Source organism: Gilliamella sp. Pas-s25 (genome assembly GCF_009795885.1).
GTDB lineage: Bacteria > Pseudomonadota > Gammaproteobacteria > Enterobacterales > Orbaceae > Gilliamella.
In genome coordinates, this window is record NZ_WTEV01000007.1 from 49,432 (window position 1) to 75,296 (window position 25,865).

Sequence of the window (25,865 nt, forward strand, 5' to 3'; positions counted from 1 at the left end):
AGCGGTTTGAGTAAAAATAGTTCGGTTGAGACTGAGCCTAATGAGAACGTGCAAACTAAAACCAGCGTTCATGTGGATTGCAAAAGTGAAGTATATAAGTATTCCATAAAATGGGAGTTTTAATATTAATGCATATTCAAAGAGAAAAGATCTTATATGCACTGCAAAAAGCATATGGCGATTTAAGCAACCCTGATTTCCATTTCGTGATGAAATCCTACAATTCTCTAAAATATAAATGTCTACTAAATGATATCCATGCTTTATTTAAAATAGAAGATAATACTGATTTAAACTATGACGTATGTATATCGCTAAAATTTAATTATCATAATAAATCAATGTATTTATATTTATCTTTAGTATCGGCCTATGCTTTTTTATATTATGAAAATAAAGTTATTGATTGTAATGATGATATTTATCAAATATTGCCTGAACTGATTGATATATTACATGATTATCATTTTGTGTTGTTAAACAAAAATGAGCTTTTATATACCTTTGATATAAATTCCTCGGCTTTTGGTGTCGAGGATAAAAAAGCCTCAGTTTTAGCACTGTTGTTTTCATTCGGTTTATCGGTCAATTAAAAATAATAATTAAACTACATGATGACAGCTTGGGAATAGTCGAAATAGGAGAAAAATAAAATGCCAGAAGTACACAATCAGGCAATTGAAACAATCTATGGAGAAATATATGGAAGAGACGCTTTAATATTAAAAGACATCATATTTGATATGTTTCCACTGGAATTAAAGGTAGTAGCTTCTTTGTGGTTACCACATTGTCAACCCAGCAGAAGATTAGAAGGTGAGGCTTTAATCTGTTTTAAATTTAAAAATATAAAAAGTTTAACTATTACGATGATTGATGAATCAAAATATCAGCTGGTAAAAAAATCTTGTTTCGATAAAGTATTTGATAAGGAACAAGATGAACATTATGTTTTAAGTACTTATGATCATATTTTTGATGTGATTGGTCAATGTGAAGTAAGCTACAAATAGTTATTAACGTTTGTAATAATTTGGAAGGAAAATTGGCTGATAATATGGTTGTACATCATAAAAACCCATTATTTCGTCAATAATAAGATTTACACAAGTATCCTAAAAGAATATCCCTTATTTGGTGTTAATTAAAAGAGGTTGGTATGAATTTATTCTGCGATAATTGTAATAAAGCATTTATAGCATCAGAGGAGCAAGACCGATTCATCTTAGTTTCTCGTGAAAAAAACATGAAATTCATTATGATACAGTGCCCTTATTGTTCAATGAGTTATGCTTTTAATCCAATGCAGTTAACTAACCTAGACAATAAAAAAATTCCTGTTGTTAATGGGTTAAGATGCCCTAAAGAAATATGTACGGGTATAGTATCTTATATTGAAGATATCCCTCCATTTTTTGGGTGTGGTGAATGTGGTAACGTCTGGTTAAAAAAAGAAAATTTGTATGATGATATTAAAAATATAATATCTAAGTATCCTTATAGAAAACATGCATATAATATAATAAACGGCGAATACTTACCCGTTCTAGATAAAGAAATTCCATCATGCTATGATGAGCAAGTCAGTTTAGAGTGGAATGATCAAATAAATCAAAATGATGGTTGTGATGATTGCAGAAAATAGCCAGATACAATTTATTGTAAATAATAATTGGAGATTATGAATGAAAACTATAAAAGGAATTGAAAATTTATTCCGTATTTATAAAAATCTGGATGAACCATGGCGCTTTTTTGTGGAACCTGAATTTATAAATGAGATCAATTGCATTAAAAATGCCAATTATTACGTTGCAGAGACGGAAGATGAATTTGATGAAATGGATGATACACCTGATAAATATAACCCATGGTTAGAATATCCGACATTTCAAGCCATTATCGATAATAAACTTGAACATCATCCTAATGCTACAAAAAAAGATTTATTAGATGCTATTATTTATTACCTTGAAAATGATGATTTTTTGGATTAATCCAAAATAGGAAGGTCAAAAAAAGGTCTTTCCGTTTTTAAGCAAAAATCTGTAGTAGTAAAATTTACCGTTGTTAACTGCATTAATGTAGTCTATTTAAAACAGTTTTTATCGCTAAAGAGAAATTATGAAAAAATTTTTAGAATTACTAAATAAACAAGGTATAAAGTACCTCATTGAAGACAATAAGATCACAGTTGATGGTAATTTAAATCTAAGAAATAAAGGAATTAAAGCATTACCTGAAAACTTGTTTGTTAACGGGGATTTGATTTTAACTCATACAAAAATTGAAGCACTGCCTAAAAATTTTTCTGTTAGTGGTGATTTAGATTTAACAAATACAGAAATCAGAAAATTACCTGAAAATATACTTATTGGTGGCTATTTATATTTAACAAATACGGAAATCAAAGCATTACCTAAGAATTTTTCGATTAGTGGTAGTCTAAATTTAGCAAAAACAAAAATAACAGCACTACCAGAAAACCTATCTGTCCAAGGTGATCTCAATTTAACAGTGACAAACATCAAAATGCTACCGGAAAACTTATCAGTTGGTGGGAGTTTATACTTAGGATTTACAGAAATAGAAGCATTACCAGAACACTTTTCTATTAAAGGTGACTTAGATTTGAAATTTACCAAAATGACTAAGTTACCTGAATACTTATCCGTTGATGGTCTCTTAAACATCGAATCGACAGAAATTCAAGAATTACCCGAAACCTTATCTGTTACTCGTGGCATACATTTGGATATAGATCAAATACAGAATATAGCTTATCGTAAAACTGATGAAGATAAGTCGCAAACTATTTTTGCTTGTTGGGCTAATGGCGCATTTGCAATTCAAGCAACAGACTTTTTTGGTACACTTGCAGATTTTGAAAAAATGGTGGATGAAAACTATTCTGAAGAAAATGCGATACAATATAAAAAAATGGCGAATGAATGTATTAAAGAGTTAACTATAAAGCTTAATAAACCGTCACTGAGAGTAAATTAAGATAAGTTAAAAAAGCAAATCTTCTTAATTGACTCAATGCTATCGCCAGATAAAGTAATATTATACCAATCACGTTCTTCTATATGATTAGGTAACAAGCGCTTTAGATATTTACGATAATATTGTTGATTTAAAGCAATCTATTGTTTAAAACAAACTAAGCTGCTAAAAAATGAATATACAACATATAGAAACAGCTGATTGCAATATCTTGGATACTAAAATATTTTCTCATGAAATTAAGATATATTTTGCATCAGTTTACCAATTAGAGACAAAACAACGTATAACTAATGTTTGTTTATCGATTTTTAATTGGTCATTTTTTGAAGCAAATGTTTTTATCGTTAATCATTTGAATAATCGCTTTGAACAGAAAACGTTATTCAAACATGAATTAGAGTTTTTTGAATATATTCAGAAAATATCGCTTGAACAAAATAATTTTATATTACAAGGATACAGTAAAAAATCTGGCAACTGGCTAGAGTATCGTTTCATAGATAGTGATTTTTGCTTGACCATGTTTTAACAAAAATATAGCTGCGCATGTAATAACTATGCAACCGTTTTTGTAGTGCTATAAGCATTGATAAAAAAATAAATTAATTGTCTGACAAAAAGCTTAAGTGATCTATGGAATATAGGCTGTTATTTCTAGTGTCATAACACGTTTATTTGGGTATCAATGTAAAGGTACATAATCATGAAATCAAAAGATCAACGCTTCCTATTCTTAATTGAAAATAAAACCGCCCCTTGGGGCGATATACTTTGGACAGGGTTAACACCTTGGGATGAAAATAAGCAGTCTATTGCTATCGAACGTACTGGACCTTTTACTCCAAAAGCTTATTTTTCAAATAATAACTTTATTTTTACAAAAGAAATAAAGGAACTAATCGAAAATTCCTCATTAAAAGACATTAAATTTTTGTATGAAATAGAAAAAAAGAAAATTATTAATCTTGATTGGACAAAATGGGATGTGAATAAAGATATAACTGATTATTTGATCTATATGAACCAGTGGATTTAATTTTTGATGGTATTAATGATGTAAAATTAAATCAGGATATGCCAGATTATTACTTGTCTAGTATAGAAAGCCAAATTCATTTAAACAAAAATAAACTTATCGATATGCAAAACCCTTCGGAATATATTACTTTTGTTGGCAACGCACTTGATGATTCTGATTTTTTTATGGGAATTGAAATACTAGGCTGTTTTATTAGTGCAAGAGCCATAAATTGGCTAGAAAAATACTGCCCTAACTGTTTTGATTACTATTTAATTAAACCTGATTAATAGTGGAAATATTCTAACTTAATTGCTTAATCTAAATAAAAGATAATCATATAATTTTTCTGCTAAAAAATTAGCATGCTCACTTTTTACGATTAAATTAAAAAAATAGTATTGGTTATACAAATCTTCAATTATAGGATCTGAAAGTCTACAAAATTCGATGTAAGCTAAATATAATTTTTTTATATCATCAGAAATTTCTTCTAAAGAGATATGATAATTGGTTATATCATAAAAGATATTAGTGAATTTATGATTAATAATACTTAACTCTATAAAAGGAGTATGACTTTTCTCACAAAATGCCCAGTGCATAGATTTTGTTTTATCATCTTTATAAATAAATTTCATAATTAATCTTTTATCTTAAAATTTGTGACTTGTATCATTATGTCATTTTCCCCTGTTTCACCATATAATGGATTCCAACATCATTAATTTTTGTTCTATCCTCTAAGAGCTTTGATTGTGGTTCACTCATCGCATAATTCAACTTGACTATGGCAAAATAATTTTCGGGTGTTCTATCTAAATAAGATCTTCATTAGTATTTGTTTGAAAACCCCAAAATGACTTCTAACGGCAATGATTCTCCAACACAATCAATACAGTAGTCAAAGGTACGTTGCGTTTTTTTGTTATAGCGCGATTAATCGACCAAAACATCCCATTTATGTCTAATCTGGTTATTATTGAATTTATATTTTAGTTATTCTGAATCATTACCAACTGGTGAAAATAAAATATAATCAATTAACTAATAATTCAATAGCGAATAACTTTGTGATAATTTTGTGATAAAGTTATCAAAGGATTCAGACACTAAAACTAATTCTTTTTCATCCATTAACCATATATATATTTTCCCATAATTTTCATCTTTTAATGAAAGTACAAAGCAATTTCCACCTTCATCATAAGCAAAAGGAATCATATTCTTTAAATTAGGGAAACTATCCACTAAGTCAGTGTATATATTTTCTATAGTTACATCACCGTATTTTATCGAATTAAAGCCACCTAATAAAAAGAAATTATGTCTTCCATTTTCAGGTGGGTAACCGCCATTAAATTCCATATAAAAATTAGAAAACGAAAGTGGAATCTTTTTGTCAAAGTATTTGCTAAATTCGTCTAATTCATCAAAAGATAATTGTTTTTCTGATTCTTCAAGTTTTAACCCCATTTGCCATTGCCTTTTTTAGTTGCGTAAATCTGTCTAAATACAGACCTAGATATCATCTAAGATAAAATCAGTTTTATAGCTATTATTTATAAACCCTATAAATCATCTTCAAACACTAATTTAGAAATAAATTCATTAAAACTATTGCATAGAAATTGTTATCTTTAAAAGTTTTTCAACCTCATTTAGGTCAGCGGTATTATTGCTTGTTCAGAGTCATAGAATTTGTTACTTGCTCTTGGTTTAATATCTTTATATTCAATAGTTTCATCTTAGTCTTGTTCTTCATTATAGGCTAAAGTATTTAAAAAACTTTCTAATGAATCAAATATATTCATCATACTAATTCCCAAATTATATTGCACCTGTAACTATCCGCAAAATAATAGAGTAAAAAAACACAAAACTCATCTACAATATCAATAAAATAGGATGATAATTTTTAGGCAAATAGCCATGATCCAAGAAATATTAAATAATCTAAGAAATGGTCCAACTATTTTAACGTTATCTCAGATAATAGATGTAATGAAATATCTTCAAGCATTTAAAGTTGAGGAGATATTAAAAAATGATCAAGGTTTTTTGGAGGTATTAGATATATTAGTTGAATCTTATTCTGATTCAGCGATATTTGAAGTCAATAATGATAATAAATCATTTTTAGAAAATTTTAGTGATTGGTTGCTTAAATTAGGAGAAAAACACCCACTAGGTAACGATCAAGATGATTTAAGCTCTTATGCAAATATGTTTTTGAAAGAAATGTAATATAAGATATTACTACTGAAAGCAGCTAAAGGTATGGAAAGCAAGATTCTAAATTATTATTTCAATAAATAATTTCATAGCTTTACATAAAAATATTTTTAATGCCTATTGTAGACCATATTCAAGTTTAGATGCATGAAAGCGAATATTAAATCTCTGAATCAAGATTATAATTTAGTTGCTAATGCTATATACTTTAAAATTATCAATTGAATAATGACTTTCTTTAAGAAAAAATAAGGATTCATAAAATGAAAAATAAATATCTTACTGAAATTGATGATTATTTATCTGTTCCAACAAATTTCGATTTTTTAAAGTTATTAGATGCAGATCATCAATTGGATCTAAGAGATGAACATATATTTGATGATCAGTGGATGAATACCTTTAATGCATTAAAAAATAAAAGCTTTGATAATGATGAAATCAAATTGATTAACACATTACGAGAAAAAGCATTTATGCTATCTTTAAAAGCGATTAATAATTTTGAAATATCATCCCGAATCGCTGACGATATTGAGATAATAGCCAAGAGCTTTATAGCAGGAGAATATACTAACTGGGCTATTACACACTTATGGTCTGCTTATAAGAATAAAAGATTTCCTGTATAAATTTTATAAAAAAATAGCAGTTAGATAAAATACAGTTCGGCATGGTATATATTTTATGCATAAAAATTTATTCACCATTGATGAAAAAAAATATCCTATTGCATGGAGATTTAATTCTCAAGATTGCTTGCTATCCTTTGATGAAAAAAACAGGATTGTTTTCCTTGATACCGAAGAATCGAGTCATTTTTGGGATATGATATTTCCATTTGAACATTTAATGAACATCAATTCATCATGTTATTCTATTCTAGAAAAAATTACTTTGGATTTTAACTTTCCTCAAGAATCTTCTTTGTTTTTTAAAAATAAATTAACCGACATTTCATCAGTTTTTTTCTTTTGGGAACGAAAAGCGAGTGCTATTGTACCGGTGGAGATTTTTGTTAAAGCATGGAGCGATTTTTTTTATCCTAGTGATGAATCAAGTATTCTTTTAATTACCAATAGCAATAAGATGATCTTTTCTTATGAAGAAACATTTTTTTATGCAGATATATTAGATTAATAAAGGATCAAAAGATCTGTCATCCCCCATTACCTCATTATTAAAAATAAAATGATTTTCTTTTTTATTTTTTAGCGTACAATCAAAATCATCCCCAAAACGAGGTAACGTTATGTTATATAATAACAAATCAATGTGCCACAAACATCACCACCATGAATGTTGTCATGATAATTGTCAAAATATGGCGCATAATCATGCACATTTATCTCATGAGTTAAATTGTCATCAAGATTCAACGCTTTGTTCAGGTGGCGATACCCATATGACTAACCCAAAAAATGAGTTTGACGATCCCCCTGATGACCCCGACAGGCAAATCAATCAAACTAAATTAACATGGAAAATAAAAGGCATGGATTGTGCAAACTGTGCACAAAAAATTGAAAATAGTGTAAAGACATTACCCAATATTTGCCAAACCAAGATTATCTTTTCTACCGAAAAATTAGTTGTTTTTGTTCCACAAAAGAATGAACAAACCATTAAATTGATCGAAGATAAAATCATCGAGTTAGGCTATAAACCCATTTTTGAATCATCCCCCGAACATTCACATCATCATGAGCATTCCCATCGTTTTGATAATAAAGCATTAATCCCTTTAGGAGTATTAGGCGCTTTAATTGTTGTGAGCTATATCCTGTTGTTATGTAATCAAACCGTTGGCGAATATGCCTTTATGGTAACAGCAATTGTTGGACTTATTCCTATTTTGAAAGAAGCATTGGTTTTAACGCGCAGTGGAACACCATTTGCGATCGAGTCGTTAATGAGCGTGTCAGCTATTGGTGCTTTATTTATTGGTGCTGCCGAAGAAGCCACCATGGTCATATATTTATTTATGATTGGTGAAATGTTAGAAGGTGTTGCAACAAGTAAAGCAAAAAAAGGCATCTCCTCGCTTGCTCAGCTCATGCCAGAAGAGACCGTGATAATCATTGACGGTGTAAGAAAAACCGTTGCCAGTCATAGTTTAAAACCCGAGGACATTATTGAAATTTCATCTGGAGGGCGGTTGCCTGCTGATGTCATTTTAATGAGTGAGCAAGCCAATATTGATGAAAGCGCATTAACTGGCGAGTCCATTCCTGTTAATTATCTTTCAGGCGACAAAATTATGGCTGGTTCGCTGGTGGTTGATAATACAATTCAACTTAAAGTGGTATCAGAAGTCGGGCAAAATGCGGTTGATCGTATTTTACAGATGATTGAAGATGCCGAGGAACGCAAAGCGCCTATTGAACGTTTTATTGATAAATTTAGCCGTTACTATACGCCTACAATTGCTTTATTTGCACTATTGGTGATTGTTGTGCCACCTTTGTTGCTTAATGCTGATTGGTATACTTGGTGTTATCGTGGCTTGACGTTGTTATTAATTGGTTGCCCTTGTGCGCTGGTGATTTCAACGCCTGCGGTGATAACATCGGCCTTGTCGAATGCGGCAAAGCAAGGGGTGTTAATTAAAGGTGGAGCAGCATTAGAGCATATTGGTTCGGTTAAACTGGTTGCGTTTGATAAGACTGGTACCTTAACTGAAGGTAAACCACAAGTAACCGATGTGATTCCTCAAGATATTTCCAAAGAACAATTATTAACAATGGTTGCCTCGGTTGAAAGTGGTTCGCATCATCCTATTGGTAAAGCTATTGTTGATTACGCATTACAAAATCAGTTAAGCATTAATCAGGCCGATAATCGTAAAGCGATTGCGGGAATTGGTATTCAAGGCGAGATTGATAATCAGAATTTTTATATTGTTTCGCCAAACAAAGTTGCGACCGTTTCAACGCCTTTAAATGATGAACACACTAAAATCATTGCGGAACTTGAAAGTGCAGGTAAAACCGTGGTGGTTGCGGTAACAAATCAACAACTGATGGGCATTATTGCTCTGCAAGATATATTGCGGTCAGATGCAAAGACTACAATAAATGAACTTAATCAGCTTGGTATTAAATCTTTGATGCTAACAGGCGATAATGCGCGAGCAGCTAAAGCTATTGCCGATCAGTTAGGTATGGATCACCGCGCTGAACTGTTGCCTGCCGATAAGTTGATTACCATTGAAAAGATCCGTAACACAACGTCAATTGCTATGGTGGGCGATGGTATTAATGATTCACCAGCCATGAAAGCCGCAACTGTGAGTATTGCCATGGGAAGTGGCACAGATGTTGCGCTAGAAGCTGCCGATGCCGCATTAACTAAAAATAGCTTACTCAGTTTGCCTAAGTTAATTCGCTTAACTCGCTTTGCGAGTCGTAATATTAAACAAAATATTACCATTGCATTAGGCATTAAGTTGATCTTTTTGATTACCAGTTTGTTTGGTTTTACTGGATTGTGGCTAGCAGTGTTGGCTGATTCAGGCACGACTGCGATTGTGACCGCTAATGCTCTTAGGGTTTTGAAATTTAAAAAATAAAAGTTAAGAATATGTTTGCTTAATCTATTCCGCTTGTTACAAGCGGAATAGTTTTGTTAAATCATTTTGGGTTTATTATTCATCAATTCTTAATGATATTTCGCCACCAATATGGGCATTAATTTTACCATTTTGTTCTAACAATAAAGCGCCTTGCTCATTAATGCCTTTTGCAATGCCACGAATAGTGTTATCGCCAATTAATAGTTTTACTGGTCGATTGGCAAAATTATCTAGTCTATTCCAATCATGAATAAATGGAGCTAAACCATGTTTTTCAAATTCGATTAATTTACTTTTTAAGACTTTGGAAACTTGTGCCACAAGTAAATTACGATCAACATTACCTAAATTAGCCCATTTTTGGTTAACTATGTTGATATCGGGGTTTGTCATGGTTAGATTGACGCCTACACCAATCACTACATGGGCACAGTCGCCAGTTTTACCGGCGAGCTCAACTAAAATTCCTGCTAACTTTTGGTCGTTAAGATAAAGATCATTTGGCCATTTAACTTTGATATCTTGGCCTGATAATGTGCGCAAGGTATCGGCAAGTACTATCCCGACCACCAAACTTAACCCCATTGCCGCAGCCACGCCTTGATCTAATCGCCAATACATCGAGAAGTATAAATTGCTACCAAAAGGTGAAAACCATTTTCGCCCACGTCTTCCTCTTGCTTTTGATTGAAATTCAGCCACACAACAATCACCCGATGTTAATTGCCCTATTCGATCAAGCAGATATTGGTTGGTTGAATCAATAATCGGTAATATTTCGCAATGGCTGTCGGATTGGTAATGCTGATCAATCTTGTTTTTATTGAGCAAATCAAGCGGCGCTGCCAAGCAATAGCCTTTTCCTTGCACTGAGGTTAACGCTATTCCCCACTCACGCAGTTGTTTGATATATTTATTAATACCTGCACGTGTAATGCCAAAAATGGTTGCCAATTCTTCGCCTGAGTGGAACTGTCCATCGGCTAATATTTCAATTAATTTAAGTGGATTTTTGTGGCTGCGCATCCGTTCCTCTTTTTTTAACTAATAAGATAACGAAGTATAACGAAATTATAGCAAAACTAACAAATAAATAGGTATTACTCGTTTTATCCATGATGAATGCTATCACCGCAGGAGCAACTAAGCTACCTAAGGTGTTAGTTAATAGCATTGCTTGGTTCATAGCCACAATATTTTGCTTTTTAACACATGAGCAAGCCCAAGCCATCGATATGGGATAAATGGTGTAAATGGTTGCACCTAATAAGATAATTGCCAATGCGCCAAACCAATTAAATATAAGCATAATACATGCAACCAACATGAGTAGCGATTCAATTAGCAATACCATTTGCCGTCCAAATTTGTCGGCACACCAGTTGGCAGGCATTTGTGCTGCCACTCCTGATAAAATAAGTAAAATCATCCAATTAGCAACTTGAGTATCGCTATAACCCAAGTGTGAATAATAAACTGGTAACAGTGAATATAACGACCCGATTAACATACCAGCAATAACGCAACCGGTTAACCCAAGCCGAGAGGGTTTATTTAATATCATTGGCATAATGTCAAAGCTGCTTTTTTTTCTTTTTGGTAATTTATAATGTGTGCGCAAAATAAATAAAATCGCAAGCCCCATTAGTAACATAATCACCAATCCAAAATACAAGACATCTTGTGGAAAATACTGTAACAAAGCTTGCCCCAAAACCGTGCCTAAATAATAAGTGGTTAAATAAACTGCAAGCATCCTTCCACGGGTATGCACTGGGCCAGTGAGTAATATGCAACTTTCAATCACCACCCAAGTGACAGCACAAGCGATGCCAATAAAAAAGCGCCACATGATCCAACTATAAAAATTCATTGAAAAACTTAAGCCAATAGTTGCAATAGCAAAAATAATGCAACTATAGGTATAAGTGTGTCGAGCATTAAATTTACCAATAAACCAATTGGCAAAAATAGTGCCAATCAAGTTGCCAGTAAAATAACTTGATCCCACAAGACCAATTTGCCCCAGCGAAAATTCATTACGCACTAACCACAATGGTACTTGTGTGTTGAGTGCTGACAACGAGATAGTCACAAAGAGTAAACTCGTTAATAAAATAGGAAATGAATACGAATGTTTCATAATGTTATCGCATATAATTTATGGGTTATAATTTGCAGGCAATTATAATTTGGTATCAATTATAAATAACTGTCAGCATCAATTTCGCCCGAGTTGCCGATAAATCGGATTTCTGGCGATAAACTCACCAAGAATTTTTGTAATACACATTTTTTTATATAACGAGCTAATTCAACTACATCATGTGCAGTTGCTTGTTTTTTGTTGACTAACACTAACGCTTGTTGCTGATGCACGGCAGCTCCGCCTATTTGATAGCCTTTTAGACCACACTGATCGATAAGCCAACCTGCGGCCAATTTTGTTTGATGATTGGCTTGTGGATATATTGGCATATTCGGATAAATTTCAAGTAGCTTATCTGCCTCAATTTTATCGACCACGGGATTTTTAAAAAAGCTCCCGCCATTGCCAAGCTCTTTTGGATCAGGCAATTTACTGCGGCGAATATCACATACCTTATCAAAGACCATTTTTGGGGTGACACTTTTTGGATCAAAGTTTCGTAATTCACCGTAAGTTAATACTGGTTGCCACTGTTTGGGTAATTTAATACCAACATTGATGACCGCATAACCTTGCAAATATGCTTTTTTGAAGATGCTTTCCCGGTAACCATATTGACCATCGATAACTGTAATGATGTTACCTGTGGCAAGCTCAAGCAGTTCTACATAATCAGCTACTTTTTGAAATTCAACCCCGTAAGCACCAATATTTTGAATAGGTGCAGAACCAACACACCCCGGAATTAATGCGAGGTTTTCAAGCCCTGATATATCTTGCGCAATAGTTCTTGACACTAAATCATGCCAAATTTCGCCAGCCCCCACTTTTAAATGCCACGCTTGTTCGGTTTCAGTTATAGTAATACCTTTTATGCGATTAACAATAACAATACCTTCAAAATCACAGGTAAAAAGAGTGTTACTGCCTTCACCAATAATCATAATCGGTAAATGCGGCGAGTTATCTTGCCAAATCTGTTGTAATTGTTCGACAGTTGTGACAGTAATAACTTTTTGAGCAAAAACAGTTAGACCAAATGTATTAGGAATTTTTTGTTTCATTAATCACTACCTTTATTTTGTGAAAGTAGACACCCAAGTGTAATTCGATTTTATCTGTTATTGTTATGATTTGGGCTCTATTGCATTTGCTGATTATATTACCACATTGGTTAAGCTTATTTGATTAATTATTTGATCGCGAATAATTTTAAATTTTCTTTAAATTTGCTATTAATCGTGCACTTCATAAAATTAGTCTATTTACTTTTTTTCGACAATAGTGTGACTATTATCAAATTCATCACATTATTTATACAAATATTCGACTAAAGTAACGCTTAAATCTTTTTTGTTTTTTGTTATCGTGTATTATAACTAACCAAGCGATGTTTTTTATAAATTATAGTCTGAATTACTTATTGCTAGCACGAAAAACAACCAATGTTATTTGATTAGCAATTATTGATTATATTGATTGTGCGCAAGTTAAGTTTTGCTTATGAGTTAGAGGAAATTATGAAAAGAGTTTTTATTATGATCCTAGATTCCTTTGGAATCGGCGGCGCTGCAGATGCCAAAAAATTTGGGGATGAAGGTGCTGATACATTGGGTCATATCGCTGAGTTTTGTGCATTAGGTAAAGCGGAACAAGGTCGAAGTGGACCATTAAAATTACCTAATCTAGGAAAATTAGGCTTAATAGAAGCCGCCTATGAGTCAACCGGAGCATATCCTAAAGGCATGATGACAGAAGGCGAAATTATTGGTTCATATGGTTATGCCAGTGAAATTTCATCAGGTAAAGATACACCTTCAGGACATTGGGAAATTGCAGGTGTACCAGTCCTTTTTGACTGGGGCTATTTTACTAATACGACTAACAGCTTTCCTCAAGATCTTTTAGATAAGATTGTTTCTCGCGCAAAACTACCCGGTTATCTTGGTAATTGTCACTCATCAGGCACAATTATTCTTGATGAACTTGGTGAAGAACATATGGCGTCTGGCAAACCTATTTTTTATACTTCTGCTGATTCAGTATTTCAAATTGCCTGTCATGAAGAAACATTTGGCTTAGATAGACTTTATGAAGTTTGCGAAATTGCTCGCGATGAACTAAATAAGGGTAATTATAATATTGGCCGTGTTATTGCAAGACCATTTGTTGGTAAAAAAGCGGGCGAATTTGTGCGTACTGGTAATCGTCACGATCTTGCTGTTGAACCACCAGCGCCAACAATGATTAAAAAGTTGGTTGATGAAAAACAAGGCACAGTGGTGTCCATCGGTAAAATTGCCGATATCTATGCCCAAGTTGGAATTACCAAAAAAGTGAAAGCAACTGGTATTGAAGCTTTATTTGATGCATCACTTGAAGAAATCAAACAAGCAAAAGATAACACTATCGTATTTACTAATTTTGTCGATTTTGACTCCTCATATGGACACCGTCGCGATGTTTCGGGGTATGCTGCTGCGTTAGAATATTTTGATCGTCGCCTACCTGAAATGTTAGCGCTTATGAATCCCGGCGATCTACTTATTATTAGTGCCGATCATGGTTGCGATCCTACTTGGCCTGGCACTGATCATACTCGCGAACATATACCTGTCATTGTTTATGGAAATAGTGTGCCAACTGGATCTTTAGGTCATCGTGAAACCTTTGCCGATATTGGGCAAAGTATTGCCGATTATTTTGGCTTATCACCAATGGATTATGGTAAATCGTTTATAAAAAAATAAGTAATTTAAGTTTAAGTAATATTGATTTAGAAACAAATATCAGGAGAAGTTGATGTCTACCCCGCATATTAATGCCATTGATAATGCTTTTGCAAAAACCGTTTTAATGCCTGGCGATCCGCTACGAGCAAAGTTTATTGCAGAAACCTTTTTAGAAAATGCCCAAGAAGTAACTAATGTAAGAGCCATGTTAGGTTTTACGGGTTATTATAAAGGCCAAAAAATTTCAGTTATGGGACATGGAATGGGTATTCCGTCTTGCTCTATTTATACAACCGAACTAATTAAATTTTATGGTGTTGAAAACATTATTCGTATTGGTTCGTGTGGTGCAATTAGCCCTAATGTTAATGTGGGCGATGTTATTGTTGGAATGGGTGCATGTACCGATTCAAAAGTTAACCGCTTACGTTTTAAAGATCATGATTTTGCCGCTATCGCTGATTTTGATTTGACCTGTAATGCCGTCAATGCGGCTAAAAAGTTAGGTGTAAATGTGAAAGTGGGTAATCTTTTTTCTGCCGATCTTTTTTATAGCGTTGAGCCTGATATGTTTGATGTTATGGAAAAATATAATATTTTAGGTGTTGAAATGGAAGCGGCTGGGATTTATGGAGTTGCTGCCGAATATGGCGCTAAAGCACTGGCCATTTGCACGGTTTCGGATCATATTCGAAAAGGCGAAGCAATGTCGGCAGAGCAAAGACAGTTAGGCTTTAAAGAAATGATCACAGTTGCACTAGAATCTGTTTTATTAAATCAAAACTAAAAAAATGGCAGGTAATCTGCCATTTTTTATTTTTATTTATCAAATAATGATTATATTCGTGTTTAGATAATAGATTACACCAAGATCTCATTAATAAGGAATCATAAATGAATATTAAGTATCAGCTTAAAGTTATATTTTTCTTACAATTTTTTATCTGGGGAAGCTGGTTAATTACCTTGGGTTCTTACATGATGCGTAAATTAGATTTTACTGGCATTGAAGTAGGATCAGTATATGGCACAATGGGTATTGCTTCGTTGTTCATGCCTAGTTTGCTTGGTATTGTTGCTGACAGATGGATCCCCGCTAATCGTTTATATGTTCTTTGTCATTTGATAGGTGCTATAACACTGTTTATAGCTGCTTCTGTAACATCCCCTTTCTTGATGATGATTGTAATACTTATTCATTGCTTAGCTTTTATGCCTACTATCGCAATTTCAAATTCAATTTCTTATTCCTGCTTAGAATCACAAGGACTTGATGTTATTACTCAGTTCCCTTGTATCAGAATATTTGGCACCATCGGCTTTATTGTTGCCATGTGGCTTGTGAGCTTTTTACAGTTAGAACTTAGTAGCATGCAACTTTATATAGCTGCTGCATCTTCTTTGTTACTTAGCCTTTATTCTCTCTCATTACCACTGATTCCAACTGCTAAAAATGCTACTGAAGAAAAAAGCATCATTAGTTCATTAGGATTAGATGCTTTCGTTTTATTCAAACAACCTAGAATGGCTATTTTCTTTTTATTTGCGGTTTTATTAGGCGGCATTTTACAAATCACCAATACTTTTGGTAACCCATTTTTGCATGATTTTGAAAAATTCCCAGAATATGCCGATAGTTTAGTAGTTAAGTATCCTTCTGTATTGTTGTCGATTTCTCAAATTTCAGAAGTGGTATTTATTTTATTTGTACCTTTCTTTATGAAACGTTTAGGTATCAAATATGTTATGCTAATTAGTATGTTTGCTTGGGTGGCACGTTTCGGTTTATTTGCTTATGGTGACCCATCTCCTGTCGGTTTTGTACTATTACTTCTTTCAATGATTGTTTATGGTTGTGCCTTCGACTTTTACAATATATCAGGCTCAATGTATGTTGAAAAATCAGTATCTCCAACCATTCGTAATAGTGCTCAAGGATTATTTATGACCATGACTAATGGACTTGGTGCTTATTTAGGTTCAGTAATTAGTGGCTTTGTAGTCGATCATTACACAACTACAAGTGGCATTGATTGGCAAACGGTCTGGCTTGTTTTTGCAAGTTATGCTTTGGTTCTAGCTATTGTGTTTATGTTGATTTTTAAAAACGAGAATCCAAATCCACAAGCAACTGCGACCATCAATAAATAATTCATTGAGTGGTTGTTCATTCCAACCACTTAATCAATATGCAGGCAGCAATATAAGTTGTTGCCTTTTTCTAGCACAAAATTAGCGTAAAAATATGATTTACCAAACAAAAATATAAATAAGTAATGCAAAAGGTATGGCAGAAAGATGTCTTATCAAGGTAAAATACCCTAGCTTATAATTAACAACAATAAATATGCTATTTTTAGTTTTGATAAGTGTTTTAATGTCATTATTACTAAAAACCATTTAGCTCATTTTAAATAGATTAAACACCTAATGAACAATCAAATAATACCCAAAGTCATATTACATGAGCACATTGAAGGGAGCATTACTCCTATTATGGCTCAAAAGTTAGCTGATAAAAATCAGATCCCCTTTCCTAGTTCTTTATGTTATAAAAAGGGAGAATATGATGAGCAAGAGTATCAAAATGGACGTTATCGATATGATGAAACAAATTTCATAGAATTTATTCAAACTTATGATGCCGTTTCTCACTTTTTAAAAACGCCAGAAGATTATTATTTAATTACATTTGATTTTTTGAGTAGAAATGCCAAACAGGGACTCATCTACTGTGAACTTTTTATCTCTCCTTACCATATCTGTGCAACCGAATTTGATGGCAAGATGACTTGGGATAAAAAACGATTCCAACAAACCTTAACGCAAATGGATAAAGCCATTATTGACGTCCAAAAAAATCATAATATTACCGTTAGGTATCATGTTATCGGCGTTCGACATCTTGGTGCTAAAATTGTCCATGAAACATTGAAATTTATTGAAAATAATCCTCACCATTTTATTACTGGATTCAACATTGCAGGCAATGAAAGAGCAGGTCATTTCGATGATTTTCAAGATTCACATCAATTAGCATCTAAATTAGGCTTACAAAAATCTTATCATGCAGGCGAAATTGAGCCAGCAGAAAGCATCATTCAAGCATTAAAACATGGCGCAACAAGAATTGGGCATGGCATTAAAGCCATTGATGATCAAAATCTAATTAATGAACTGATTAAGAACAACATCACCCTAGAAGTTGCACTCACCAGTAATCGTATTTTGGTTAATGAACTACAAGGCGATATCTATCAGCACCCAATAAGACGGCTTTATGACCAAGGCGTTCGCATTACGCTAAATACCGATGATGCAGGAATTTTCGGCACCGATATTGAAAAAGAATATAGCATTGCCCAATCCATATTTGCATTTTCACGCTTAGAATTGCTCGACATAACGCTGTGTGGCATTCAGGCCGCATTTGCCGAAGAATCGGTTAAAAGTTGTTTGATAGAGCATGTTTTTTCATGTTTTACCTCTGATGATAAGCAGGTGATGAAAAAATGCATTAATGATAAGAAATATAATCCAGCAATCATTGAACGATTTTTAAAATATCAAAAGCAGTTGCTAGCCATGTCCGTTAACTAATTTAGTTAGCAGAATAATAGGAGATTCGCATGAAAAAAAATAAACGCATCCTGACCTTTTTACCCCTATTTATTTCCGGTATTGCTAATGCTGCAACGGTTGATTTAAGAATTATAGAAACCACCGATTTACATGGTAATATGATGAACTATGATTATTTTAAAGATCAACCTATAGATACATTTGGATTAGTAAAAACAGCCAATTTAATTCATCAAGCAAGAAGTGAAGTTAAAAATAGCGTTCTTGTGGATAATGGCGATCTGATTCAAGGTAGCCCAATGGCTGATTATGCCGTGCATAAAGGCCTTAATGATGGCGATATTCACCCCGTTTATAAGGCACTCAATACACTTGATTATGTTGTTGGTAATATTGGTAATCATGAATTTAATTTTGGCTTGGAATTTTTACAAAAAAGCCTTGCTGGTGCTAAATTCCCTTATGTTAATGCAAATGTCTATGATGCTAAAACCAATAAGCCGTTCTTTAAGCAATATCTTATTGTCGATACCCCCGTCGTTGATAGAAGCGGCAATAAACAAACAATAAAAATTGGCTATATTGGCTTTGTGCCACCACAAATTATGCAATGGGACAAACTTAATCTTGATGGTAAAGTTGTAGTTAAAGACATTACCGAAACAGCCAAGCACTTGGTTCCAGAAATGAAAAAGCAAGGCGCTAATATCATTATTGCCATTCCCCATTCGGGTGTTTCTTCTGAACCTTATAAAGCTTTAGCCGAAAATTCGGTTTATTATTTAAGTCAAGTTAAAGGTATTGATGCAATTATGTTTGGCCATGCCCATGGCGTGTTCCCAAGCGAGGAGTTTAAATCATTACCAAATACCGATATCAAAACAGGTAACATTAATCATGTGCCAGCTGTTATGCCCGGACATTGGGGTAGCCATTTGGGCGTGGTGGATTTAGTGCTTGATGGCGATAAATCTAATTGGCAAGTGACGTCAGGCAAATCTGAAGCTAGACCGATTTATGATGTCAAAAATAAAAAAGCACTAGTTGAAGCAGACCCCAAAATTATTGATATTCTAACCGAAGATCACCAAGGTACGCGTGAATTTGTTGGCAAACCAATTGGTAAGGTTTCAATTGATATTACTAGTTATTTGGCCTTGGTTGAAGATAGCTCTGCGTTACAAATTATTAGCGATGCGCAGATCGATTACGTTAAGCAATTTATTCAAGGCGATCCTGACCTTGATGGATTACCTGTTTTATCGGCCATTGCACCATTTAAAGCAGGTGGCAGGAAAAACGATCCCAGCGCTTTTGTTGATGTTAAAAAAGGTAATTTGTCATTTAGAAATGCGGCAGATATCTACCTTTATCCGAATATTTTATCTGCTATAAAACTGACAGGTAAAGACGTTAAAGAGTGGTTAGAATGTTCAGCTAGTGTCTATAACCAAATCGATTCCCATTCATCTCAACCACAATATTTGATTAATTGGGACAAATTTAGAACCTATAATTTCGATACCATTGATGGTGTGAATTATCAAATAGATGTCACTAAACCACCGCGTTATGATGCAAATTGTCAGTTAGTTAACCCTTCATCAGAAAGAATTAAGAATCTGACTTATCAACAAAAACCGATTGATCCCAACCAAACATTTTTAATTGCCACCAATAATTATCGTGCTTATAGCGGTATATTTCCGGGAACAGGTGAAAAAAACGTCAAATTTAATTCACCTGATGATTTAAGAGTGATTCTTTCAGCTTATATCACCAACACCACCCAAAAATACGGCGCTGTAGAAGTTACCGTCGACAATAATTGGCGAATTGCCCCAATAATTAGCGATACCAATTTGGATATTCGTTTTGAATCATCACCAACTGATGAAGCTAAAGATTATATTGAAAAACATTCAATATACCCTATTCACTTTATCGAAAAAGATGCCTCAGGTTTTGGGGTTTATCGACTTGATTTACAATCATTGGTTAACACTCAGATCCAAAATTAATTAGTATTATTATGCCCTAAAGGATTTATAAATATGAAAATAGAAAAACTAATTGAGCTTGCTAAAGCAGCACGTTCTAAAGCTTATGTACCTTATTCTAAATTTCAAGTTGGCGCAGTGCTCATTACTGAAGATGATGAAGCAATTTTAGGTTGCAATGTTGAAAATGCCTCTTACGGCTTAACTAACTGCGCAGAACGCACAGCGATTTTTAAAGCGGTATCAGAAGGTAAACGTAAGTTCAAAAAATTGGTGGTAATTGGTGATACGGATGGACCTATTTCACCTTGTGGTGCTTGTCGCCAAGTTATTAGCGAGTTTTGTGCTAAAAATATGCCAGTTATTTTGACCAATATGAACGGTAAAATTCAGGAAACCACTGTTGGAGAATTATTACCTTGGTCTTTTTCACCAAGTGATTTGGACTAATTTAATCTTAATCATTTTCCTAATTAAGCCATTACACTTAGGGTGATTTAACAATTAAAGATTCACCCTATTATCAATATAAGAGAGTATCGTTATGAGATTTGTTGATATTATTGAAAAAAAACGCGACGGAAAAGCGCTATCAACCGAGGAAATACAATTTTTTATTACAAACTACACTGACGGCAAAATTCCCGATTATCAAGTTAGTGCTTTATTAATGGCAATTTACTATCAAGGTATGACATCAAAAGAGTGTGCAGATTTAACCGGCGCAATGATGCATTCAGGCGATACAGTAGATCTTTCTTCAATTAAAGGCATTAAAGTGGATAAGCATTCAACAGGTGGCGTGGGCGATACAACAACATTAGTGCTTGCTCCTTTAGTTGCAGCCTTAGATGTGCCTGTAGCTAAAATGTCAGGACGTGGACTTGGGCACACCGGTGGTACCACCGATAAATTTGAGTCTATTCCAGGATTTAAAATTGAACTAAGTAAACAAGATTTTATTAATCAAGTTAATCATAAAGGCCTTGCCGTGATTGGCCAATCTGGCAATCTAACACCAGCAGATAAAAAGCTATACTCGTTACGGGATGTAACAGGAACAGTTAATTCTATTCCGCTTATTGCAAGCTCAATTATGAGCAAAAAATTAGCCGCTGGCGCTGATGCTATTGTTCTGGATGTCAAAACTGGTGATGGCGCGCTAATGAAAGATATGGCTGACTCCGAAAAATTAGCCCATGAAATGGTGAATATCGGTAACCAAATTGGTCGTAGAACCATGGCAATCATCTCAGATATGTCACAACCACTTGGTTTTGCAATTGGTAATGCGCTAGAAATAAAAGAAGCCATTGATACTTTAAAGGGTCATGGCCCCGCTGATTTAACTGAATTAGTTTTAACATTAGGTAGCCAAATGGTTGTGCTTGCCAATAAAGCCAAAACCTTGGAAGAAGCTAGAGCAAAACTTCAAAAAGTCATTAAAAATGGCAAAGCTATCGAGAAATTCAAAACCTTAATTGAAGCACAAGGTGGTGATAGTTCAATTGTTGATCATCCTGAAAAACTGGCTAGTGCACCTTACCAAATTGCTCTACCGGCTCTTAAATCAGGTTATGTATCAAAAATTATTGCAGATCAAATTGGTATTGCGGCAATGCAACTAGGCGCTGGGCGCGCAACCAAAGAGGATATTATTGATCCAGCAGTTGGAATCGTGTTACATAAAAAAGTGGGCGATCAGGTTGCCGAAGGTGAAACGTTGTTAACCATTCATGCGAGTACAGATAAACTTGATGCGATTAAGCAAAAATTATATGACAATATTATTATTAGTGATTGTGCCAATGAACCGCAATTGATTTATAAAGTGATTACTGAGTAATCATTGGCAATAAGGATTTAGGATGCACCATGTATAACTCAAATTTTTATAAAAAAATATCACTGCTTGTTGTTTGGGGGCTATTTTCAGTTAACGCTATAGCGGCTGATCCAACAATACAATCAACAACACCAAGTTGGGAAAAAAACAAGCCTTATAAATTTACTATTTTACACACTAACGACCACCATGGTCGTTTTTGGCAAAATGATATCGGTGAATATGGTCTTGCTGCACAAAAAACAGTTGTTGATGAAATAAGAAAGGAGGTAGTCACGAAAGGTGGCAAGTTGTTACTTCTATCTGGTGGTGATATTAATACTGGTGTTCCTGAATCTGATGTACTTCAAGCCAAACCAGATTTTTTGGGTATGAATGAAGTTGGATATGATGCAATGGCGGCGGGTAATCATGAATTTGATCACCCTTTAGCCGTTATTCGTGAACAACAAAAATGGGCCCATTTTCCATTTTTATCTGCCAATACTTACTTTAAAGGTACTGATAATCGTGTTTTTGATGCTTACAAAATATTTGATTTAAATGGCATTAAAGTAGCGGTATTTGGATTAACCACAGATGATACAATTTTTTTAGCCTCTCCCAAAAATACTGATGGCGTTGAATTTCGAAAAACATTACCCGAAGCACAAAAAGTTATTGCCCAAATAAAAAAGACAGAAAGTCCAGATATGATTATTGCCGTTACACATATGGGACATTACGAAAATGGTGAACATGGCTCGATGGCACCCGGTGATGTTGAATTAGCCCGAGGCTTGCAAAGTGGCGAATTAGATATGATTGTCGGTGGTCATTCACAAAATCCTGTTTGTATGGCAAGCCCAAATAAACGCATTACCGAATATGTACCGGGTACTCCATGCGCACCCGATAAACAAAATGGCACATGGATTGTACAAGCCCATGAATGGGGTAAATATGTTGGGCGTGCTGATTTTATCTTTTTAAATGGCAAAATAACTTTGCAAAATTACCAGTTAATTCCAATCAATTTAAAAAAAGAAATAGATAATGGTGACGGTACAAAACGCCTTGAATATTACACTAAAGAGATCTTACAAGATAAAACATTACTCGAAAATTTAAAACCTTATCAAGAACAAGGTAAACAACAATTACTGGTTAAAAGTGGTGAATTAATCGGTCGCCTTGAAGGTGATCGCAATGTTGTAAGATATCAACAAAGTAATATGGGACAGTTGTTACTCAGTGCTTTTGTTGAAAAAACCAAGGCTGACATTGGCATTATGTCTGGTGGCATGATTCGCGATTCATTAATTGAAGGTAATATTACTTATCGCGACATCCTAAAAGTTGAGCCTTTTGGTAATAGTGTTGTTTATTTTGAATTGACTGGTAGCGAATTAATCGATTACCTAAAAATAGCACTCAATAAAAAACAAGGTTCGGGTGGATATCCACACATGAAAAATATCACCCTAACACGATATGGCGATAACATTAAAGATGTAAAAATTAAAAATGAACCCATTGATTTACAAAAATCATATCGTATTGCTACACTAGATTTTTTAGCAGCTGGTGGTGATAGTTATCCAATAACCAATACTTCACCAACTTATGTAGATACTGGTTATCGAGATGCTGATGTCGTAAAACAATATTTTGAGGAACATTCACCTATTAATGCATCTGATTATGAACCAACACAATTTATACACAACTAAATTATTTAAGGATGCCTGAGCGTAAATATTTATTAGGGATACATTGTTCGAGAATAATCACCCTATTATTCGGTAATCGTAATTAAGCTAACATAGCTGTAGTGCCGTATTCAAGGTTTATACCCCATTGTTGGCACTACAGTTTTTTTGTTGTGTTTAATATTGAATGAGTATTATTTAGTAACTTATCCAAATATCATGAAATTTATTAATAATATTCAATAGTTCGTGTAGTTATCATGTGATCATCACACTCTTTAACTATCCAATCACCTTTTTCATTATGTTTAGAAAATTGACACTCAAGAGTTGCTTTCTTGTTGTTATCAAAATATTTTTTTAATTTGATTAGCTGACCTTGTTTATTATACTCCATAGTATATGTGTAATTCTCGATCACTCTAGAAATCAACTGATTTTTATTATTATATTGAAATGTCATATTATTATCAAAAAATAGTATCTTATCTTCATCATCGTAACCGACATAAACAGAGCGGAGTTTATCTAACTCACCCATTCTTTGAACAAATTTTGTGCTGTAGTCTGTTTGGAAAATATCAAATAAATCGGTTTTATTATAATTATCGGTTGCAAATGGATTAAGATAGTTTTGATCTTGGCTAGGCAAAGACATGGTAAAATCATCATAAAACTTCCAGCTCGTTCGTTCTGTTTCTAAATCGTCAGAAGCGACAATACTACGCTTCATTACATAATTATAACCTTTATTTGTATCAACAAAAGAAGTAACTAACCCACTATCATCGAAATTCATTTCAAAAACAGAGCTACCACCATTATTCAGCAAGTTTTGGTATTGACCCAATAACTTATTTTTTATATTACCTGTTGCCGACTTGATACGATTTTGGGTAAGGGCATGATCAAAAAAGTAATACATTACAACTTGGTTAGTTGAGCGAGCTAAATTTTCTGAAGGATTTGTTTTTGCAAATAATACGGGATCTGATTCTATACCCCAATCATTAATGATGCGATTATATGAAAAAAAATATTTTCTTATTTTTGCTACTTTTTCTTTATCGTAATATGCATAAGTAAAATGTTCCTGATCCCATTTGTTCTCATCTTCACTATAAAAAAATGACTGTCTTACTGAATCATCGTTATCAAAGATAAACCCACCATTGACCAATTTAGCTAACTTAATACTAGACGATATTTGATTTGGAAATTGCCCATCGATGAGTTTAGGGTAACTATAGGCAAAATGCGCACCTTTTTTATTTTCGTCTAACTCTCCAGCATAAAAATATTGTTTAAAAATATCATTATTAACCCAAGAAGGAATTTGTTTAATAGTATAAGTGACTGTTGCAAATGAATTTACATTATTGCTAATATCTAAAACAAATAGTTTATCTAAAGTCACTTGTCCAAAACAAAAACTACCTTTTTTAAATTTTGTGTCACTGTTTAATTTAGCTAATTGATAGGTTGATGTTTGGTTGTTAGCATCTAGTGAACAGTCTAATAAACCTAAGCTCGTAAAAACTTCTAATCGCCGATTTAATTCGTTGTTTATCCACACTTCCGATCGTTCGTTTGCTGGATAACTGAGATCTTTTTTAAGGTAAGGGAATGTTACTTTGCCTAGATAGAAACAAATTGGTTTGTCTTGATCTTCCAGTGTTGCTTTAATTTCTTCCGTTAATTTTACTTTACTTTTATCACATCCTGACAGCATAACCAATAATGTCAGTGGAACAACATTAAAATATTTTTTCATTGTTTTTGATAGTCCTTTTCCTATTACTTTTATTTCTGATAAATCTTTTAAGAAATAATCCATTTTTGATTGTAACATGATTTAGGTAAGGTGATAAGTTTGCTCATTTTTCTTATCTGTTCTAGAACAATATTTGGACAGATTGTTATTGATGATTTTTGCTAAAAAACTAAAATTCATATTGATAATATTCAATATTAAAATAGCTATATATCGGAAAGACTTTAATAAAAAAATAGGGACAATCGTCCCTTA

26 protein-coding genes are annotated in these 25,865 nt (G+C 33.5%); 20 read left to right on the forward strand and 6 right to left on the reverse strand.

Annotated elements, in window-relative coordinates; genetic code table 11:
• Positions 1 to 128: 128 nt before the first annotated feature.
• From GQ593_RS04955 to GQ593_RS04990, 8 genes are all read left to right on the forward strand, one after another.
• The gene (locus GQ593_RS04955) at positions 129 to 593 is read left to right on the forward strand and encodes a hypothetical protein (protein WP_160431049.1); all 465 of its coding nucleotides are present in this window, start codon (positions 129 to 131) and stop codon (positions 591 to 593) included.
• 60 nt (positions 594 to 653) lie between these two features.
• Positions 654 to 1,013: a hypothetical protein gene (locus tag GQ593_RS04960; RefSeq protein ID WP_160431050.1), complete on the forward strand. Its 360-nt coding sequence runs from the start codon at positions 654 to 656 to the stop codon at positions 1,011 to 1,013.
• Positions 1,014 to 1,159: 146 nt separating this feature from the next.
• A complete protein-coding gene (locus GQ593_RS04965; protein ID WP_160431051.1) occupies positions 1,160 to 1,645 on the forward strand; it encodes a hypothetical protein in 486 nt (161 codons plus the stop codon).
• 40 nt (positions 1,646 to 1,685) lie between these two features.
• On the forward strand, positions 1,686 to 1,997 hold the full coding sequence (locus GQ593_RS04970) for a DUF7716 domain-containing protein (RefSeq protein ID WP_160431052.1): 312 nt from the start codon (positions 1,686 to 1,688) through the stop codon (positions 1,995 to 1,997).
• A gap of 127 nt (positions 1,998 to 2,124) precedes the next feature.
• Complete coding sequence (locus GQ593_RS04975) at positions 2,125 to 3,006, forward strand: hypothetical protein (protein WP_160431053.1); 882 nt, start codon at positions 2,125 to 2,127, stop codon at positions 3,004 to 3,006.
• 172 nt (positions 3,007 to 3,178) lie between these two features.
• Entirely contained in the window at positions 3,179 to 3,538 is a 360-nt protein-coding gene (locus tag GQ593_RS04980) for a hypothetical protein (RefSeq protein ID WP_160431054.1), read from the forward strand.
• 174 nt (positions 3,539 to 3,712) lie between these two features.
• On the forward strand, positions 3,713 to 4,045 hold the full coding sequence (locus GQ593_RS04985) for a hypothetical protein (protein ID WP_160431055.1): 333 nt from the start codon (positions 3,713 to 3,715) through the stop codon (positions 4,043 to 4,045).
• A complete protein-coding gene (locus GQ593_RS04990) occupies positions 4,036 to 4,317 on the forward strand; it encodes a hypothetical protein (protein WP_160431056.1) in 282 nt (93 codons plus the stop codon). Before GQ593_RS04985 ends, GQ593_RS04990 begins: the two co-directional genes overlap by 10 nt.
• A gap of 18 nt (positions 4,318 to 4,335) precedes the next feature.
• On the opposite strand, the gene GQ593_RS04995 is transcribed toward GQ593_RS04990, so the two are convergent.
• Positions 4,336 to 4,668 (reverse strand): hypothetical protein, encoded by a 333-nt coding sequence (locus GQ593_RS04995; RefSeq protein WP_160431057.1) that lies wholly within the window; start codon positions 4,666 to 4,668, stop codon positions 4,336 to 4,338.
• 406 nt (positions 4,669 to 5,074) lie between these two features.
• Positions 5,075 to 5,503 carry an SMI1/KNR4 family protein gene (locus GQ593_RS05000; RefSeq protein WP_160431058.1) on the reverse strand — a complete coding sequence of 143 codons (429 nt, stop codon included), beginning with the start codon at positions 5,501 to 5,503 and terminating at the stop codon, positions 5,075 to 5,077.
• 456 nt (positions 5,504 to 5,959) lie between these two features.
• On the opposite strand from GQ593_RS05000, the gene GQ593_RS05005 reads away from it, so the two are divergent.
• The 4 genes from GQ593_RS05005 (at position 5,960) to GQ593_RS05015 (ending at position 9,833) form a co-directional block, all read left to right on the forward strand.
• On the forward strand, positions 5,960 to 6,274 hold the full coding sequence (locus GQ593_RS05005; RefSeq protein WP_160431059.1) for a hypothetical protein: 315 nt from the start codon (positions 5,960 to 5,962) through the stop codon (positions 6,272 to 6,274).
• Between the two features lie 251 nt (positions 6,275 to 6,525).
• A complete protein-coding gene (locus GQ593_RS05010; protein WP_160431060.1) occupies positions 6,526 to 6,894 on the forward strand; it encodes a hypothetical protein in 369 nt (122 codons plus the stop codon).
• A gap of 55 nt (positions 6,895 to 6,949) precedes the next feature.
• Positions 6,950 to 7,402 carry a hypothetical protein gene (locus GQ593_RS13595; RefSeq protein ID WP_202115373.1) on the forward strand — a complete coding sequence of 151 codons (453 nt, stop codon included), beginning with the start codon at positions 6,950 to 6,952 and terminating at the stop codon, positions 7,400 to 7,402.
• 112 nt (positions 7,403 to 7,514) lie between these two features.
• The gene (locus tag GQ593_RS05015; RefSeq protein WP_160431061.1) at positions 7,515 to 9,833 is read left to right on the forward strand and encodes a zinc/cadmium/mercury/lead-transporting ATPase; all 2,319 of its coding nucleotides are present in this window, start codon (positions 7,515 to 7,517) and stop codon (positions 9,831 to 9,833) included.
• Between the two features lie 75 nt (positions 9,834 to 9,908).
• Here GQ593_RS05015 and birA read toward each other — a convergent pair whose 3' ends face one another.
• The 3 genes from birA to murB are packed head-to-tail and all read right to left on the reverse strand — an operon-like array spanning position 9,909 to position 13,049.
• Positions 9,909 to 10,862 (reverse strand): bifunctional biotin--[acetyl-CoA-carboxylase] ligase/biotin operon repressor BirA, encoded by a 954-nt coding sequence (gene birA / locus GQ593_RS05020; protein ID WP_160431062.1) that lies wholly within the window; start codon positions 10,860 to 10,862, stop codon positions 9,909 to 9,911.
• Positions 10,837 to 11,979 (reverse strand): MFS transporter, encoded by a 1,143-nt coding sequence (locus GQ593_RS05025; RefSeq protein ID WP_160431063.1) that lies wholly within the window; start codon positions 11,977 to 11,979, stop codon positions 10,837 to 10,839. Before GQ593_RS05025 ends, birA begins: the two co-directional genes overlap by 26 nt.
• Positions 11,980 to 12,038: 59 nt before the next feature.
• Complete coding sequence (murB, locus tag GQ593_RS05030) at positions 12,039 to 13,049, reverse strand: UDP-N-acetylmuramate dehydrogenase (protein ID WP_160431064.1); 1,011 nt, start codon at positions 13,047 to 13,049, stop codon at positions 12,039 to 12,041.
• Between the two features lie 456 nt (positions 13,050 to 13,505).
• On the opposite strand from murB, the gene GQ593_RS05035 reads away from it, so the two are divergent.
• The 8 genes from GQ593_RS05035 to ushA all read left to right on the forward strand — a co-directional run bounded on the left by GQ593_RS05035 (position 13,506) and on the right by ushA (position 23,857).
• On the forward strand, positions 13,506 to 14,735 hold the full coding sequence (locus tag GQ593_RS05035; protein WP_160431065.1) for a phosphopentomutase: 1,230 nt from the start codon (positions 13,506 to 13,508) through the stop codon (positions 14,733 to 14,735).
• Positions 14,736 to 14,787: 52 nt separating this feature from the next.
• On the forward strand, positions 14,788 to 15,504 hold the full coding sequence (deoD, locus tag GQ593_RS05040; RefSeq protein ID WP_160431066.1) for a purine-nucleoside phosphorylase: 717 nt from the start codon (positions 14,788 to 14,790) through the stop codon (positions 15,502 to 15,504).
• Between the two features lie 107 nt (positions 15,505 to 15,611).
• On the forward strand, positions 15,612 to 16,868 hold the full coding sequence (locus GQ593_RS05045; RefSeq protein ID WP_160431067.1) for a nucleoside permease: 1,257 nt from the start codon (positions 15,612 to 15,614) through the stop codon (positions 16,866 to 16,868).
• Positions 16,869 to 17,147: 279 nt separating this feature from the next.
• A complete protein-coding gene (gene add / locus GQ593_RS05050) occupies positions 17,148 to 18,317 on the forward strand; it encodes an adenosine deaminase (RefSeq protein WP_160431068.1) in 1,170 nt (389 codons plus the stop codon).
• 29 nt (positions 18,318 to 18,346) lie between these two features.
• Positions 18,347 to 20,320, forward strand: a complete 1,974-nt coding sequence (locus tag GQ593_RS05055) for a bifunctional 2',3'-cyclic-nucleotide 2'-phosphodiesterase/3'-nucleotidase (protein ID WP_160431069.1) — start codon at positions 18,347 to 18,349, stop codon at positions 20,318 to 20,320.
• A gap of 33 nt (positions 20,321 to 20,353) precedes the next feature.
• Positions 20,354 to 20,749, forward strand: coding sequence for a cytidine deaminase (locus GQ593_RS05060; protein ID WP_160402586.1), 396 nt, complete (start codon positions 20,354 to 20,356; stop codon positions 20,747 to 20,749).
• A 94-nt stretch (positions 20,750 to 20,843) separates the two neighbouring features.
• Positions 20,844 to 22,145: a pyrimidine-nucleoside phosphorylase gene (locus GQ593_RS05065; protein WP_160431070.1), complete on the forward strand. Its 1,302-nt coding sequence runs from the start codon at positions 20,844 to 20,846 to the stop codon at positions 22,143 to 22,145.
• Positions 22,146 to 22,174: 29 nt separating this feature from the next.
• Positions 22,175 to 23,857, forward strand: a complete 1,683-nt coding sequence (gene ushA, locus GQ593_RS05070) for a bifunctional UDP-sugar hydrolase/5'-nucleotidase UshA (RefSeq protein WP_160431071.1) — start codon at positions 22,175 to 22,177, stop codon at positions 23,855 to 23,857.
• A 208-nt stretch (positions 23,858 to 24,065) separates the two neighbouring features.
• Here the strand turns inward: ushA and GQ593_RS05075 are convergent, their stop codons facing one another.
• Positions 24,066 to 25,610, reverse strand: coding sequence for a hypothetical protein (locus tag GQ593_RS05075; protein WP_160431072.1), 1,545 nt, complete (start codon positions 25,608 to 25,610; stop codon positions 24,066 to 24,068).
• Positions 25,611 to 25,865 lie beyond the last annotated feature (255 nt).